Source organism: Roseateles hydrophilus (genome assembly GCF_026712245.1).
Classification (GTDB): domain Bacteria; phylum Pseudomonadota; class Gammaproteobacteria; order Burkholderiales; family Burkholderiaceae_C; genus Pelomonas; species Pelomonas hydrophilus.
Map to the genome: position 1 here is coordinate 1,194,740 of NZ_JAPPUY010000001.1, position 13,585 is coordinate 1,208,324.

Annotated in this window: 13 protein-coding genes; 11 read left to right on the top strand and 2 right to left on the bottom strand. The window is 69.2% G+C overall.

Annotation, left to right across the window (positions count from 1 at the left end; all coding sequences use genetic code 11):
• From NYO99_RS05305 to NYO99_RS05345, 9 genes are all read left to right on the top strand, one after another.
• Positions 1–897: a prephenate dehydrogenase gene (locus NYO99_RS05305; RefSeq protein ID WP_268166043.1), complete on the top strand. Its 897-nt coding sequence runs from the start codon at positions 1–3 to the stop codon at positions 895–897.
• The gene (locus tag NYO99_RS05310) at positions 897–2,897 is read left to right on the top strand and encodes a bifunctional 3-phosphoshikimate 1-carboxyvinyltransferase/cytidylate kinase (protein ID WP_268166044.1); all 2,001 of its coding nucleotides are present in this window, start codon (positions 897–899) and stop codon (positions 2,895–2,897) included. The genes NYO99_RS05305 and NYO99_RS05310 overlap by 1 nt, the downstream gene beginning before the upstream one ends.
• A gap of 159 nt (positions 2,898–3,056) precedes the next feature.
• Positions 3,057–4,769: a 30S ribosomal protein S1 gene (gene rpsA / locus NYO99_RS05315; RefSeq protein ID WP_268166045.1), complete on the top strand. Its 1,713-nt coding sequence runs from the start codon at positions 3,057–3,059 to the stop codon at positions 4,767–4,769.
• Positions 4,770–4,876: 107 nt separating this feature from the next.
• Positions 4,877–5,176 carry an integration host factor subunit beta gene (locus tag NYO99_RS05320; RefSeq protein WP_056202110.1) on the top strand — a complete coding sequence of 100 codons (300 nt, stop codon included), beginning with the start codon at positions 4,877–4,879 and terminating at the stop codon, positions 5,174–5,176.
• Positions 5,177–5,192: 16 nt separating this feature from the next.
• On the top strand, positions 5,193–5,483 hold the full coding sequence (locus NYO99_RS05325; RefSeq protein WP_268166046.1) for a lipopolysaccharide assembly protein LapA domain-containing protein: 291 nt from the start codon (positions 5,193–5,195) through the stop codon (positions 5,481–5,483).
• Positions 5,473–6,615: a lipopolysaccharide assembly protein LapB gene (gene lapB / locus NYO99_RS05330; RefSeq protein WP_268166047.1), complete on the top strand. Its 1,143-nt coding sequence runs from the start codon at positions 5,473–5,475 to the stop codon at positions 6,613–6,615. Before NYO99_RS05325 ends, lapB begins: the two co-directional genes overlap by 11 nt.
• A 22-nt stretch (positions 6,616–6,637) precedes the next feature.
• Complete coding sequence (locus NYO99_RS05335; RefSeq protein ID WP_268166048.1) at positions 6,638–7,351, top strand: glycosyltransferase; 714 nt, start codon at positions 6,638–6,640, stop codon at positions 7,349–7,351.
• Between the two features lie 7 nt (positions 7,352–7,358).
• Entirely contained in the window at positions 7,359–8,312 is a 954-nt protein-coding gene (locus NYO99_RS05340; protein WP_268166049.1) for a glycosyltransferase family 32 protein, read from the top strand.
• The gene (locus NYO99_RS05345; protein WP_268166050.1) at positions 8,309–9,277 is read left to right on the top strand and encodes a glycosyltransferase family 2 protein; all 969 of its coding nucleotides are present in this window, start codon (positions 8,309–8,311) and stop codon (positions 9,275–9,277) included. The genes NYO99_RS05340 and NYO99_RS05345 overlap by 4 nt, the downstream gene beginning before the upstream one ends.
• On the opposite strand, the gene NYO99_RS05350 is transcribed toward NYO99_RS05345, so the two are convergent.
• Positions 9,253–10,257, bottom strand: coding sequence for a glycosyltransferase (locus NYO99_RS05350; protein ID WP_268166051.1), 1,005 nt, complete (start codon positions 10,255–10,257; stop codon positions 9,253–9,255). The two genes, NYO99_RS05345 and NYO99_RS05350, sit on opposite strands and share 25 nt — an antisense overlap.
• Positions 10,258–10,294: 37 nt before the next feature.
• Between NYO99_RS05350 and NYO99_RS05355 the strand changes: the two genes are divergently transcribed.
• Entirely contained in the window at positions 10,295–12,031 is a 1,737-nt protein-coding gene (locus NYO99_RS05355) for an ABC transporter transmembrane domain-containing protein (RefSeq protein ID WP_268166052.1), read from the top strand.
• A 3-nt stretch (positions 12,032–12,034) separates the two neighbouring features.
• Positions 12,035–12,316, top strand: a complete 282-nt coding sequence (locus tag NYO99_RS05360) for a ComEA family DNA-binding protein (RefSeq protein WP_268166053.1) — start codon at positions 12,035–12,037, stop codon at positions 12,314–12,316.
• On the opposite strand, the gene NYO99_RS05365 is transcribed toward NYO99_RS05360, so the two are convergent.
• The gene (locus tag NYO99_RS05365; protein ID WP_422395472.1) at positions 12,290–13,579 is read right to left on the bottom strand and encodes a patatin-like phospholipase family protein; all 1,290 of its coding nucleotides are present in this window, start codon (positions 13,577–13,579) and stop codon (positions 12,290–12,292) included. The two genes, NYO99_RS05360 and NYO99_RS05365, sit on opposite strands and share 27 nt — an antisense overlap.
• Between the last annotated feature and the right edge of the window lie 6 nt (positions 13,580–13,585).

Consider the following 13,585-nt stretch of genomic DNA (forward strand, 5'->3'; position numbering starts at 1 on the left):
ATGTTCAATCAGCTCGGCGTGATCGGATGCGGCCTGATGGGCGGCAGCTTTGCGCTGGCGATGAAGAAGGCTGGCCTCGTCAAGCGCGTCATCGGCTACAGCAAATCGCCATCCACCACCGAGCAGGCCAAGCGAATGGGCGTCATCGACGTGGCCGCCGAGTCGGCCCTGCTGGCCGTGTCGGGGTCGGACATCGTGCTGATCGCGGTGCCGGTGTCCGCCACCGAGGCCACGCTGAAGGCCATCCGTCACCTCGTGAACCCGGGCGTGCTGTTCATGGACGTCGGCTCGACGAAATGCGACGTCATCGAAGCCGCGCGGCGCGCGCTGGGCGAACGTGCCACCAGCTTCGTGCCCTGCCACCCCATCGCCGGCAAGGAGTCGGGCGGCGTTCAGCACGCCGAAGGCACGCTGTACGAAGGTCGCCAGGTCATCCTGACGCCGCAGCCCTTCACCAATCCGCAGTTGGTGCAAAAGGCCACCGACGTGTGGTCGGCGCTCGGATGCACGGTGCTGAAGATGCGGCCACACAACCATGACGCCGCATTCGCCGCCGTCAGCCACCTGCCCCACCTGCTGGCCTTCGCCTACTTCCAGGCCATCGCCGAGCAGCCCGCCGCGCGCGACTACCTGAGCCTCGCCGGCCCAGGCTTCCGCGACTTCACACGCATCGCCGCCGGCGAGCCTGGCGTCTGGCGCGACATCCTGCTGGCCAACAAGCACGAGGTGCTGGCGCAGTCCAAGCGCTTCCGCACGATGCTGGACCAGCTCGAGGCCCTCATCGAAGCCGGCGACGCCGCCGCGCTTGAGGCCGCGCTGCGCCCGATCGCGGAAGGCCGTGCGGCCTGGAACCTGTCCTCTCCCGCTGTCCCTCCCGGCCGCACGACGGCTAAGTGATGTTCAAGATCCCCTTCCTCGACCTGCCGCCGCTGCGCGGTGCCGCGGGCACGGTGCGCCTGCCCGGCTCCAAGAGCATTTCCAACCGCGTGCTGCTGCTGGCTGCGCTCAGTGAGGGCAGGACCGTCGTGCGCGACCTGCTCGCGTCTGACGACACCGCCGTCATGCTGGAGTCTCTGCGCACGCTGGGCTGCGCCGTCTGGCGCGAGGGCGGCGATGTCGTCATCGACGGCCTGGGGGGTCAGCTGCGCGCCAAGGAGGCCAAGCTTTTCCTCGGCAACGCCGGCACGGCCATGCGCCCGCTGACGGCGGCGCTGTCGCTGCTGGCCGCCACGCAAGGCGGCAGTTTTGAGGTGTCGGGCGTGCCGCGCATGCACGAACGCCCCATCGGCGACCTCGTCGACGCGCTGCGCGGCCTGGGCTGCGAGATCGACGATCTCGGCAACGCCGGCTACCCACCGCTGCGGCTGCGCGGCCCGTCCACGCTGGCGCTGGACACGCCGGTGCGCGTGCGTGGCGACGTGTCCAGCCAGTTCCTGACGGCGCTGCTGCTGGCGCTGCCGCTGGTGGCCGAACGCGACATCCGCATCGAGGTCATCGGCGAGCTGATCTCCAAGCCCTACATCGAGATCACGCTGGCACTGCTGGCGCGCTTCGGCATTCAAGTGCGGCGCGAAGGCTGGGCCGCGTTCGTCATCCCGGCCGGCAGCCGCTACGTGTCGCCAGGCGAGGTGTTCGTCGAAGGCGATGCGTCCTCGGCGTCTTACTTCGTCGGCCTGGGCGCCATTGCCGCCACCGACGTGCCCATCCGCATCGAGGGCGTCGGCAGCGAATCGCTGCAGGGCGACGTGCGCTTCATCGAGGCCGCTGCCGCGATGGGCGCCGAGGTCAAGGCCGGCCCGAACTGGCTGGAGGTCAAGCGCGGCGCCTGGCCGCTCAAGGGCCTGACGCTGGACTGCAACCACATCCCCGACGCGGCGATGACGCTGACCGTCATGGCGCTGTACGCCGACGGCCCGACGACGCTGACCAACATCGCCAGCTGGCGCGTGAAGGAAACCGACCGCATCGCCGCGATGGCGACGGAGCTGCGCAAGCTGGGCGCGACGGTGGACGAAGGCCCGGACTGGATCCGCGTGCAGCCGCTGCAACGCTGGCAGGCCGCAGTCATTCACACCTACGACGACCACCGTGTCGCGATGTGCTTCTCGCTGGCCGCGTTCAACGGCCTGGTCACGACTGCCGCCAAGCCCGTCCGCATCCTGGAGCCGCATTGCGTCGCCAAGACCTTCCCGGACTACTTCGAGACGCTGTTCGGTGTCGTCAGCGTCGATGTTGCTGACGTGCCCGTCATCACCATCGACGGCCCCACCGCCTCCGGCAAGGGCACGCTGGCTGACGAAACGGCCAAGCTGCTGGGCTTCAACGTGCTGGATTCCGGCGCGCTGTATCGCGTGACCGGCCTCGCCGCGCGCCGTGCGGGGCTGGACCTGGACGACGGTGACGCGGTCGCCGCCATCGTGCCGACGCTGCAGCTGCGCTTCGCCGACGGCCAAGTTTTCCTGGGCCAGGAAGACGTCAGCGCCCGGCTGCGCGCCGAGGCCACCGGCCTGCTGGCGTCGCAGGTGGCCGTGCACCCGCAGGTGAGACGTGCGCTGCACCAGCTGCAGCTGGACTTCCGCCGCCTGCCTGGCCTCGTCGCCGACGGCCGCGACATGGGCACCGCCATCTTCCCGGACGCTGCGCTCAAGGTCTTCCTGACCGCCAGCGCCGCCACGCGCGCCGAGCGCCGGTATAAGCAATTGATTTCCAAGGGAATTTCGGCTAATATCGAGGGCTTGCGCGCGGATTTGGAGGCGCGGGACGAACGGGACAAAAACCGGTCGACCTCGCCGCTGGAGCCCGCGCAGGACGCGCAACTGCTGGACAACTCGGCGCTGACCATCGAAGCCTCGGTGGACCAGATGCTGGCTTGGTGGCAGCAGCGCAGGCCCTTCTGAACTGAACCGCAGAAGGGCCGCGGCCCGCCGGCCAGCATCGGGCGCCCGCCCGCTTGTTATGAGCAACGCAAGGAACTCGTGGCCGGTGATGTCAACAACCTAACCCCGCAGGCTTGCCTGCAACGCGCGCCGTTCCACGGCGCATCAGGATCAACCAACATGTCCCAAACCCAAACCGCCTCTTTCGGCATGGAATCCTTTGCCGCGATGTTCGAGGAGTCGCTGCAGCGCTCCGACATGCGCGCCGGTGAAGTGATCTCGGCCGAAGTCGTTCGTGTCGAACACAACTTCGTCGTCGTCAACGCCGGCCTCAAGTCCGAAGCGTATGTGCCCATCGACGAGTTCAAGAACGACCAGGGCGAACTGGAAGTCCAGGTCGGCGACTTCGTCTCCGTCGCCATCGACGCCATCGAAAACGGCTACGGCGACACCATCCTGTCGCGCGACAAGGCCAAGCGCCTGGCCTCGTGGCTGAGCCTGGAAACGGCCCTGGAGTCGGGCGACTTCGTGACCGGCACCGTCTCCGGCAAGGTCAAGGGCGGCCTGACCGTCCTGGTCAACGGCATCCGCGCCTTCCTGCCCGGCTCGCTGCTGGACACCCGCCCGGTGAAGGACATGAGCCCGTTCGAGGGCAAGACCATGGAATTCAAGGTCATCAAGCTCGACCGCAAGCGCAACAACGTTGTGCTGTCGCGTCGCGCCGTGGTCGAGGCTTCGATGGGTGAAGAGCGCGCCAAGCTGCTCGAGACGCTGTCCGAAGGCGCCATCGTCAATGGCGTGGTCAAGAACATCACCGAATACGGTGCGTTCGTCGACCTGGGCGGCATCGACGGCCTGCTGCACATCACCGACATGGCCTGGCGCCGTGTCCGTCACCCGAGCGAAGTGGTGACGGTTGGCCAGGAACTGACGGCCAAGGTCCTGAAGTTCGACGCCGAGAAGAACCGCGTCTCGCTGGGCATCAAGCAGCTGGGCGACGACCCGTGGTTCGGCGTGGCCCGCCGCTACCCGACCAGCACCCGCCTGTTCGGCAAGGTCACGAACATCGCCGACTACGGTGCGTTCGTCGAGATCGAGCCGGGCATCGAAGGCCTGGTGCACGTCTCCGAAATGGACTGGACCAACAAGAACATCGCCCCCAGCAAGCTGGTCACGCTGGGCGACGAAGTCGAAGTCATGGTTCTGGAAATCGACGAAGACAAGCGCCGCATCAGCCTGGGCATGAAGCAGTGCAAGGCCAACCCGTGGGAAGAGTTCGCCGAGAACGTCAAGCGCGGCGACAAGGTCAAGGGCCCGGTCAAGTCCATCACCGACTTCGGCGTGTTCGTGGGCCTGGCCCAGGGCATCGACGGTCTGGTGCACCTGTCCGACCTGTCTTGGGACGAAGCCGGCGAAACCGCCGTGCGCAACTTCAAGAAGGGCCAGGAAGTCGAAGCCGTCGTGCTGGCCGTGGACGTCGAGCGCGAGCGCATCTCGCTGGGCATCAAGCAGCTGGACAGCGACCCCTTCACCGCCTTCACCACGATCAACGACCGTGGCGCTTCGGTGACCGGCAAGGTCAAGACCGTGGACCCGCGCGGTGCTGAAGTCGAACTGGCTGACGGCGTGATGGCCTACCTGCGCGCTTCGGAAATCTCCCGCGACCGCGTGGAAGACGCCCGCAACGTGCTGAAGGAAGGCGACGAAGTCACCGCCGTGATCGTCAACGTGGATCGCAAGACCCGCAACATCCAGCTGTCGATCAAGGCCAAGGACAACGCCGACCAGCAGGAAGCCATGCAGCGCCTGGCCTCCACGAACGAGCGCGAGAACGCCGGCACGACCAGCCTGGGCGCCCTGCTGCGCGCCAAGCTGGACAACCAGGGCAACTAAGCTCTCGGTCGACCGCCCGGCCTGCATGCAGGCCGGGTATGCTCCCCACAGGCTCGCCGGCCTCGCCAGCGAGCCTGTTTCAATTCTGATCCCTGCAAATCCCTGCCATGACCCGCTCTGACCTCGTCGCCGTGCTCGCCGAACGATTTGGCCAACTGACCCAGCGGGACACCGAGTTCGCGGTCAAGACCATCCTGGACGCCATGAGCGACGCGCTGGCCCGGGGGCACCGCATCGAGATCCGGGGCTTCGGCAGCTTCTCCATCAGCCGTCGCCCGCCCCGCGTGGGCCGCAACCCGCGCAGCGGCGAGCAGGTCATGATCCCCGAGAAGCTGGCGCCGCACTTCAAGCCCGGCAAGGCGCTGCGCGAAGCGGTCGACAAGCACCTCCCCGTCACGGACGCCTGAGCCAGAATCCGGGGCCATGCGCACCCTCGTCTGGCTCCTGCGAGCCCTCGTCTTCTTCACGCTGTTCGCGTTCGCGCTGAACAACGGCCACGACGCTGTCGTGCGCTGGTTCTTCGGCCATGAATGGCGCGCTCCCCAGGTGATCATCGTGCTCGTCGCCTTCGCGGCCGGCGCGGCGTTTGGCGTGCTGGCCATGGTGCCGGCCTGGTGGCGCCACCGCCGTGCGGCCCAGCGCGCCGAGCCCGCTGCCACTCCCGCGCCCGAGGCGCCTGCTGTTCCTTACGCCGCCCACCAAGATGGAGTTTGATCCACGCTGGCTGCTGTTCGTCCTGCCCGTCGTCTTCGTCCTTGGCTGGCTGGCCTCCAAACTGGACTCCAAGCAGTGGAAGCTCGAGCAGCGCGAATCGCCCAAGGCCTACTTCAAGGGGCTGAACCTGCTGCTCAATGAGCAGCAGGACAAGGCCATCGACGCCTTCATCGAGGCCGTCCAAAACGACCCGGACACGTCCGAGCTGCACTTCGCGCTCGGCAGCCTGTTCCGCCGTCGTGGCGAGACCGAGCGCGCCGTGCGCGTGCATGAGCACCTGATCCGGCGCGGCGACATCGCCAAGGCCGACCGCGACCGCGCCCAGCACGAGCTGGCGCAGGATTTCTTCAAGGCCGGCCTGTTCGACCGCGCCGAGGCCGCCTATGCCGCGCTGCGTGGCACGGCGTTCGAGCGCGAGGCGCGGCTGGCGCTGCTGTCGCTGTACGAGCGCTCGCGCGACTGGGCCAAGGCGGCCGAGGTGGCCGCCGAGCTGGAAGCTGCCGGCACCGGCTCGTTCTCGGGCCGCATTGCGCACTACCTGTGCGAGCAGGCCCTCGTTGCCCAAGCGCAAGGCCATGCCGACCTCGCGCCCGAGCTGCTCGATCAGGCGCAGCGCCGCGCGCCCGAGGCCGCACGTGCCTATGTACTGCAGGGCCAGATGGCCCTGAAGGCCGGCCAGCCCGAGACCGCGATGGCAGCCTTCACGACGCTGCTCGCAGCGAACCCGCCGGCCTTCAACCTCGTCGCGGCCGACTGCGCAGCTGCCGCCAAGGCGCTGGGGCAGCCCGAGCGCGCTGTCGCGCTGCTGACCGAGCAATATCAGCGCGCACCCAGCATGCACCTGCTGCGCGCGCTGGCCACGCTGGAACCCGGCCCACAACGCGAGCGCCTGGCGGCCCACCTGCGCGAGCAGCCGGCGCTGTCCGCTGCGACAGACCTGCTCAAGCTCAACGCCGCCGCGCTGCCCGCCGACGAAGCAGGCCCACTGGTACAGACGCTGGAGAAGGCTGCCAAGCCCTTGCTGCGCTACCGCTGCGCCGCCTGCGGCTTCGAGGCCGCCCATTACTTCTGGCAATGCCCTGGTTGCCTGAACTGGGACACCTACCCTCCCCGGCACGTGGAAGAGCTGTAATCCGATGCGCCATATCGTCTGCATGAAATGGGGCACCAAGTACGGCCCCGAATACGTCAACCGCCTCTATGCAATGGTGCGCCGTCACCTGCGTGACGATTTCCACTTCGTCTGCCTGACCGATCGCACCGAGGGCATCCGCGCCGAGGTGACCTGCTTCCCCATCCCCGAGCTCACGCTTCCCAATGGCGAGCCGGAGCGCGGCTGGAAGAAGCTCACCACCTTCAGCCCGGTGCTCGTCAACGACTACGGTCTGCGCGGCACGGCGCTGTTCCTGGACCTGGACGTCGTCATCGTCGATGACATCACGCCGTTCTTCGAGGTCCCAGGCGCGTTCCTCGTCATTCACGACTGGAAGCGCCCCTGGCGCATCACCGGCAACTCATCGGTCTACCGCTGGGAGTTGGGCGCACACCAGGACGTGCTGACCGAGTTCGTCGCCGACCAGGCCAAGGCCAAGGCCGAGTTCCGCAACGAGCAGGCCTTTCTGTCCGCCGTGTTGCACCGCCAGGGCCAGCTGAAGTACTGGGACGCGAGTTGGTGCGCCAGCTACAAGTACCACTGCATTCCGGCCTGGCCCACCAGCTACTGGCGCGACCCGTTCATCCCGCAAGGCGCCCGCATCCTCATCTTCCACGGCGTCATGAACCCACCCGATGCGCTGGCGGGCCGCAGCAACGGCAATTGGCGCCATGCGCGGCCGGCGCGCTGGATTGCAGACCATTGGCGCGAATGACTGACGCATGACGGTCGTCGTCCTGATCCTCAAGGGACTGCTGGTCCTCGTCACACTGCTGTTTCTGCGCGAGGTGTGGACGGTGCTGCGCGCCCGCGTGCCCGAGCGCACGCACGAAACGACGGTTGGCAACGCCCGGCATGACGCACCCATTCCCAAGGTCATCTGGACCTACTGGCACGCCTCACCGCCGCCGGACTTCATCCAGGCCTGCCTGGAGAACTGGCGACGCTGCGCACCGGACCACGAGATCCGCCTGCTCGACCGCGACAGCGCGCTGAACTGGCTGCCCGCGCTGCGCGCCGACTTCGACACCCTGCCCGCCTATCGCCAGGCCGATTGGCTGCGCATCCAACTGCTGGCCCGTCACGGCGGCGTGTGGATGGATGCATCCATGCTGCTGGCCCGCAATCTGGACTGGTTGCATCAGCAGCGCGAACGGCGCGCGGCGAGCTATGTGGGCTTCTACATCGACCGCTACACCACGCGCCCGGACCAGCCCATCGTCGAAAACTGGCTGATGGCCGCCGCCCCTGGATGCCCGTTCACCCAGGCCCTGGCACACGCCTTCGACAAGGCGCTGGACGAGGGCGCGGACGCCGTGCTGGGCCGTCTGGCAGCACAGGGCCGGGCCACCCGGGTGCTGCAAGGCTTGGATGAGCAGTCGCGGCGCTACCTCCTGATGCACGTCGTCACCGCCGACCTGCTGGATCAGCATGCCGACGGCTACCGCCTGGTGCTGATGCGCGCCGAAGACGGCCCCTTCGCCTGGTTGAGCCAAGTGGGCTGGCGCAAAACGCACCTCTACGTTCGCATTGCGCTGACGCCTTGCCCGCGCCGGCTACCAGCGCTGCTGAAGCTGCGCGGCAACGACCGTCGCATCGTCGAGAAGCACTGGCTGCGCGGCCGCGTGCTGCCCGGCAGCGCGCTGGACGCCCTGCTGCGACGGCGCACCGCATGAGCTGGCTCAGCCTGCTGCTGCCGCTGTACCGCGTGCAGGCCTGGCTGCCGGCCTGCATCGAGTCGCTGCGGCCGCAACTGGATGAGGGCGTGGAGATCATCTGCGTGGATGACGCCTCGCCTGACGACTGCGCTGCCGTCGTGCGGCAGTTGCTGCCACAGGCCCGCGTCATCCGCCTGCCGGCCAACGGCGGCGTCAGTGCCGCGCGCAACCGGCTTCTGGACGAAGCCCGAGGCGAGTACCTCTGGTTCATCGACCCGGATGACCTCGTCGAACCCGGCGTCATCCCGCGGCTGAAAGCCCTGCTCGGCGAGCACCAGCCCGACCTGCTGACGCTGGATTTCCGCCTTTTCGACGATGGCCCGTGCACCGACTCCGTCAAGCCGCGCCACCGCCACCTCAGCAGCTTTGCCGGCCCGCGCCACGTCGTCATGGACGACGTGAACCTGCGGCTGCGCGGCCTGTTCGCCAACGGGCAGTTCCATCCCTGGAGCAAGGTCGTGCGCCGGGCCTGCTGGCCGGCATCGCTGCGCTTCCCCGTCGGCCGCATCTATGAGGACCTGGCGCTGTACCCGCGCCTGGCCCTGCACACGCCACGCCACCTCCACATCCCCGAGGTCTGGATGGCCTACCGCCAGCGCGGCGGCAGCCTGATGTCGGCCCTGTGCACGCAGCGGCTGGACGACTGGACGGCCGCGCTCGACGGCCTCGCCGCACAACTGCCGCCGCTGGATGAAGACACCCGCTTCGAGATTGCGCACTTCTGCGCGCGCACGCTGCTGCGCGCGAGGCGGCGCCGGCTGCAGCTGGGCGGGCCGGCACTGGACGGCCTGGCGACCGATGCACAGCGCTTCGAACGCAGCTCCCCCTTGAGTCGCGACCAGCTGCTGGCGGCCTATGTGCGCCGCGGCCGCTGGCTGCGCGCCCTGCAGTGGTGGGCTCAGCGCGCGCCGCAGGCGCGGTAGAAGGCCTCGATCTCCGCCACCCGCGCCGGCAGGGCATAGGGCTCAACCGGGTGCGCCCGGCGCGCCGGCCGCAGCGCATGCAGGCGGGCCAGCGCCGCCGCCAGCGCCACCGCATCACCGCAGGGCAGCAAAGGCTCGAAGCTGGCCTGCAGATGCTGCGCCCCCTCCGTAGCCGTGGCCAGGATGGGCAGGCCTGCATGCATGGCCTCCAGGAAGACCAGCCCGAACGGCTCGCTGCGCGCGGCGCTGACGAACAGGTCGAACGCGGCCAGGCAATTGGCCGGCTCGTTCGTGAAGCCCGGCATGACGATGTCCTCTCCCGCCGCCGCCCGCACGGCCTGCCAGTCCGGCCCCTGCCCCACGAGCACGAGGCGGGCGCCGGGCAAGGCCGCGCGCTCGAAGGCCTGCACCAGCAGGTCCCAGCCCTTGCTGTGCTCGCCACGGCCCAGCGTGCCCACCAGCCAGTCGTCCGGCCCCACGCCCCAGGCCGCGCGCAGCCGCTCGCGGGCGCCGGGGTCGGCCGGCCTGGGCTGGCTCCAGTTGTTGATCTGCGCAACGCGGCCGCCAAAGCGGCTGGGGATCTGGCCCAGCTGCTGCGGCGTGATCGCGATCAGCCCGTCCAGGTGCTGGTGCTGATGCGGCTTGTAGGCGATGTGCAGCGTCGCCACGCGCACCGGCGGCGCACTCACCCGCGCCAGCGCCTTGCACGCATGGCTCAGGTGGGCATGGCAGACGTCGGGCTGCCAGTGCCGCAGCCAGCGTGCCACGCGGTGGCCGGTGAACAGCTGCGGCCAGGCCAGCCGGTGCTGCTGCACGCGCGCATCCAGCCGCTGCGCCCAGGCGTCCGGCCGGTCCTCGGCCGCAGCCTGTGCCAACAGAAAGCAGACCTCGTGCGACGCGCTCTGCGCGTTGGCCAGCTCAATGGCGTAGCGCTCGCTGCCAGCGAAGCGCTTGGTGAAGAGAAGGTGGGCGATGCGCATCGGGGCATGATTGAAACACGGACGACAATCGCGCCCCATGTCCCAAGACTCCTCCGTTCCCGTCAGCCGCCGCCTGGGCCGCTACGTCTACCCTTACCGCTGGGGCGCGGTGCTCACCATCGTGGCCTACCTGGGTGTGGCCGGCACCGAGCTGATGCTGCCCAAGCTCATCGGCTATGCCTTCGGCGAGGGCTTCGCCAAAGACGCCTTCCCGCTGTGGATGGTGCCCGTGGTGCTGGTGGGTCTGTACGTCGTGCGCGGGCTGTGCAACTTCGCCGGGCAGTACCTGTTCCACTGGACCATCACGCGCAGCGTGCTGGACTTCCGCACCGCGCTGGTGGAGGCGCTGCTGAAGCTGGATGCGCAGGTCTACACCCGCATGCAGCCGGGCACGGCCGTCACCAAGGTCGTCAACGACCCGCAGCAGATCCTGCAGCTCACCGGCGACGTCGGCATGGCGCTGCTGCGCGACGGCCTGCCGGCCATCGGCCTGGTGGGCTACCTGTTCCACCTGAACTGGCAGCTCACGCTGCTGGCGCTGGTGGTGGCGCCGCTGCTGGCGCTGGTGATGAAGAAGGTCAACCGGCGCATCCGGCTGATGTCCTCGCGCTCCTACGACTCGCAGCTGGTGCTGGTCAACAAGGTGGACGACATCACCCGCGCCTGGCGCGTGGTGCGCCAGTTCGGCGCGGCGGCGTTCGAGCGCCAGCGCTTTGTTGACGCGGCGCAGGAGGTGCGCCGCTACAACCTCAAGGCGGCGGCCGCCGCGGCCATGGCCCAGCCCATGTCGCAGCTGGTGGCCAGCGTGGGCCTGTCCTTCATCATCTGCGCGGCACTGTGGCAGGCGCGGGCCGAAGGAACCGGCGTGCAGCAGTTCGCCGAGTTCATCGCGGCGCTGCTGCTGCTGATCTCCAAGCTGCGCCACCTGTCCGACCTGGCCGCGCCTCTGACGCGCGCCAGCGTCATCGCCCAGGGCTGCCTGGAGTTGATGGACGCGCCCAAGGAGGCCGACACCGGCACGCAGGAGCTGCCCGCGCCCGCGCGCGGCGACATCGCGATGGACGCGGTGCGCCTGACCTACCCGGGCGCCGCGCAGCCGGCGCTGGACGGGCTGACGCTGGCCTTCGGCGCCGGCAAGACCACCGCGCTCGTGGGCGCCTCGGGCGCCGGCAAGAGCTCCATCATCCACCTGCTGCTGGGCTTCGGCCGGCCCGATGGTGGCCACATCCGGCTCGACGGCGCCGACATCAGCGCACTCAGCCGCGCCGCATTGCGCCGCCAGTTCGCAGTGGTGTCGCAGGACATCGTGCTGTTCGACGACTCGGTTGCCGCCAACATCGCCTACGCCCAGCCACGCGACGACGCCAAGCTGGAGCAGGTGCTGCGCGCTGCCCACCTGTGGGACTTCGTGCAGACGCTGCCGGAAGGGCTGGAGACGCCCGTGGGCGCCAATGGCGGCAAGCTCTCCGGCGGCCAGCGCCAGCGCCTGGCGATTGCGCGGGCGCTGTACAAGGACGCGCCCATCTGGATCTTCGACGAGGCCACCTCGGCACTGGACACCGAGAGCGAGCGGGCCGTGCAGCAGGCGCTCGGCCAGTGGGCTGGCCGCAAGACGCTGATCGTCATCGCGCACCGGCTGTCCACCATCCGCGATGCCGACGCCATCCACGTGATGGGCGCTGGCAAGCTGGTGGAGACCGGCACGCATGCCGAGCTGATCGCCCTCAACGGCGCCTATGCGGCGATGGTGCGGGCGCAGGCGGGCGAGGCCTGAGCCATGCGTCGCCGCGCGCTGCTGCTGTGCATCGCGGCACCGGCCGCGGCCCAGGCCGTGGCCGACGTTGAGGTCAACACCGCGACGCGCGCGAGACTCGAGGCCCTGCCCGGCCTGGGCCCGGCCTTGGTGCAGCGGCTGCTGGCCAAGCGGCCGTTTGCGGACTGGGACGACCTGATGCGGCGCGTGCCGGGCGTCAAGGCGGGCACGGCGCGGCGGCTGTCGGCGGCCGGCCTGCGTGTGGCCGGCCAGGCCTGGTCAACAGCCGGCAGCGAAGCCGGCTGAGCGGCTGCGGCGCAGCTGCACCGGGTCCACCTGCGGCGCACGCGCCGGCCAGCCGAAGAAGCGCTGCACCTCGGCCCGCTTGGTCAGCGTGTCGCTCATGCCCAGGTTGATCAGCTCGTTGATGAAGCTGGGCTCGAACAGCAGATAGCTCACCAGCGCCGCACCGCTGGTGCTCTTGCCGCGGCCGCTGACGCCGATGGCACGCAGCATGGCGCGCACGGACTTGGGCAGACTGGCCTGGTGCTCGCCGGCCAGGTCGTCCAGCCGCCGGCTGGGCGCAATGACCAGCAGCTCAATGGGCCGCAGCGCCGTGGCCGAGCGCGCCTCGGGCGGCAGCAGCGCCAGCGTGCGGTTGATGCGGCGCAGCCGCTCCACGTCCACGGCCAGCGCGTCCAGGAAGATGTTGGACAGCGCATGGCCAGCGATGTGGGCCATGCTGGGGTGGCTCTGCGTGGCCGCCGTGCGGCGGCCCTCGGGTTCCTTCATGCGGCCGGCGCCGATGACGAGGATGCGGTCTGCGCCCAGATGCACGGCCGGCGAGATCGGCGCGTTCTGGCGCATGGAGCCATCGCCGAACCACTCAGGCGCGCCCTCGAAATCCAGCGGCTCGGCCGGGAAGATGAAGGGAATGGCGGCCGAGGCCATCAGGTGCGCGAGCGTCAGCCGGGTCTGCACGGCCATGCGCTGCTCGCGCAGCCAGGGCACGACATGGTGGTGCGTCTGGAAGAAGGTGACGTGCTGGCCCGAGGTGTAGCTGGAGCCTGTCAGCGCCAGCGCACGCAGATGGCCGCCTTCGAGCATGGCGTCCAGCCGGCCCATGTCCAGGTAGCGGGTCAGCAGTTCCCGCAGCGGCTGGTTGTCCAGCAGGCTGCGCGGGCGGCTGCGCGTCCACCGGGCGATCGCCCAGCCCAGGCTCAGCATGGACACCCAGCGCGCGCCGCTCTTGACGGCCTCGAAGGCGTCCGCGTGGTAGATGCTCTCCACATGCAGCCCCTGCCACAGGTGCATGAGGCCGTCCACGGCGCCATCGAAGTCATCGGCATGGCAGGCCAGCGTGGACGCGTTGATGGCGCCGGCCGACGTGCCGCTGATGATGGGGAAGGGATTGCTTTGCGTCATGCCCGCATCGCGCCGCAGCTGGGCAATCGCGGCCAGCACGCCCACCTGGTAGGCGGCACGGGCGCCACCACCGGTCAGGATCAGGCCCGTGACCGGCTGCGAGCGGGTGGGCCCGGGGACGAGGGTGGGCACGGCGTGCAACATCGGCGA

Excerpts from the sequence above, each read along its gene's own strand:
- NYO99_RS05305 (WP_268166043.1), top strand. The coding sequence starts at position 1 with ATGTTCAATCAGCTCGGCGTGATCGGATGCGGCCTGATGGGCGGCAGC.
- NYO99_RS05310 (WP_268166044.1), top strand. The coding sequence starts at position 897 with ATGTTCAAGATCCCCTTCCTCGACCTGCCGCCGCTGCGCGGTGCCGCG.
- rpsA (WP_268166045.1), top strand. The coding sequence starts at position 3,057 with ATGTCCCAAACCCAAACCGCCTCTTTCGGCATGGAATCCTTTGCCGCG.
- NYO99_RS05320 (WP_056202110.1), top strand. The coding sequence starts at position 4,877 with ATGACCCGCTCTGACCTCGTCGCCGTGCTCGCCGAACGATTTGGCCAA.
- NYO99_RS05325 (WP_268166046.1), top strand. The coding sequence starts at position 5,193 with ATGCGCACCCTCGTCTGGCTCCTGCGAGCCCTCGTCTTCTTCACGCTG.
- lapB (WP_268166047.1), top strand. The coding sequence starts at position 5,473 with ATGGAGTTTGATCCACGCTGGCTGCTGTTCGTCCTGCCCGTCGTCTTC.
- NYO99_RS05335 (WP_268166048.1), top strand. The coding sequence starts at position 6,638 with ATGAAATGGGGCACCAAGTACGGCCCCGAATACGTCAACCGCCTCTAT.
- NYO99_RS05340 (WP_268166049.1), top strand. The coding sequence starts at position 7,359 with ATGACGGTCGTCGTCCTGATCCTCAAGGGACTGCTGGTCCTCGTCACA.
- NYO99_RS05345 (WP_268166050.1), top strand. The coding sequence starts at position 8,309 with ATGAGCTGGCTCAGCCTGCTGCTGCCGCTGTACCGCGTGCAGGCCTGG.
- NYO99_RS05350 (WP_268166051.1), bottom strand. The coding sequence starts at position 10,257 with ATGCGCATCGCCCACCTTCTCTTCACCAAGCGCTTCGCTGGCAGCGAG.
- NYO99_RS05355 (WP_268166052.1), top strand. The coding sequence starts at position 10,295 with ATGTCCCAAGACTCCTCCGTTCCCGTCAGCCGCCGCCTGGGCCGCTAC.
- NYO99_RS05360 (WP_268166053.1), top strand. The coding sequence starts at position 12,035 with ATGCGTCGCCGCGCGCTGCTGCTGTGCATCGCGGCACCGGCCGCGGCC.
- NYO99_RS05365 (WP_422395472.1), bottom strand. The coding sequence starts at position 13,579 with ATGTTGCACGCCGTGCCCACCCTCGTCCCCGGGCCCACCCGCTCGCAG.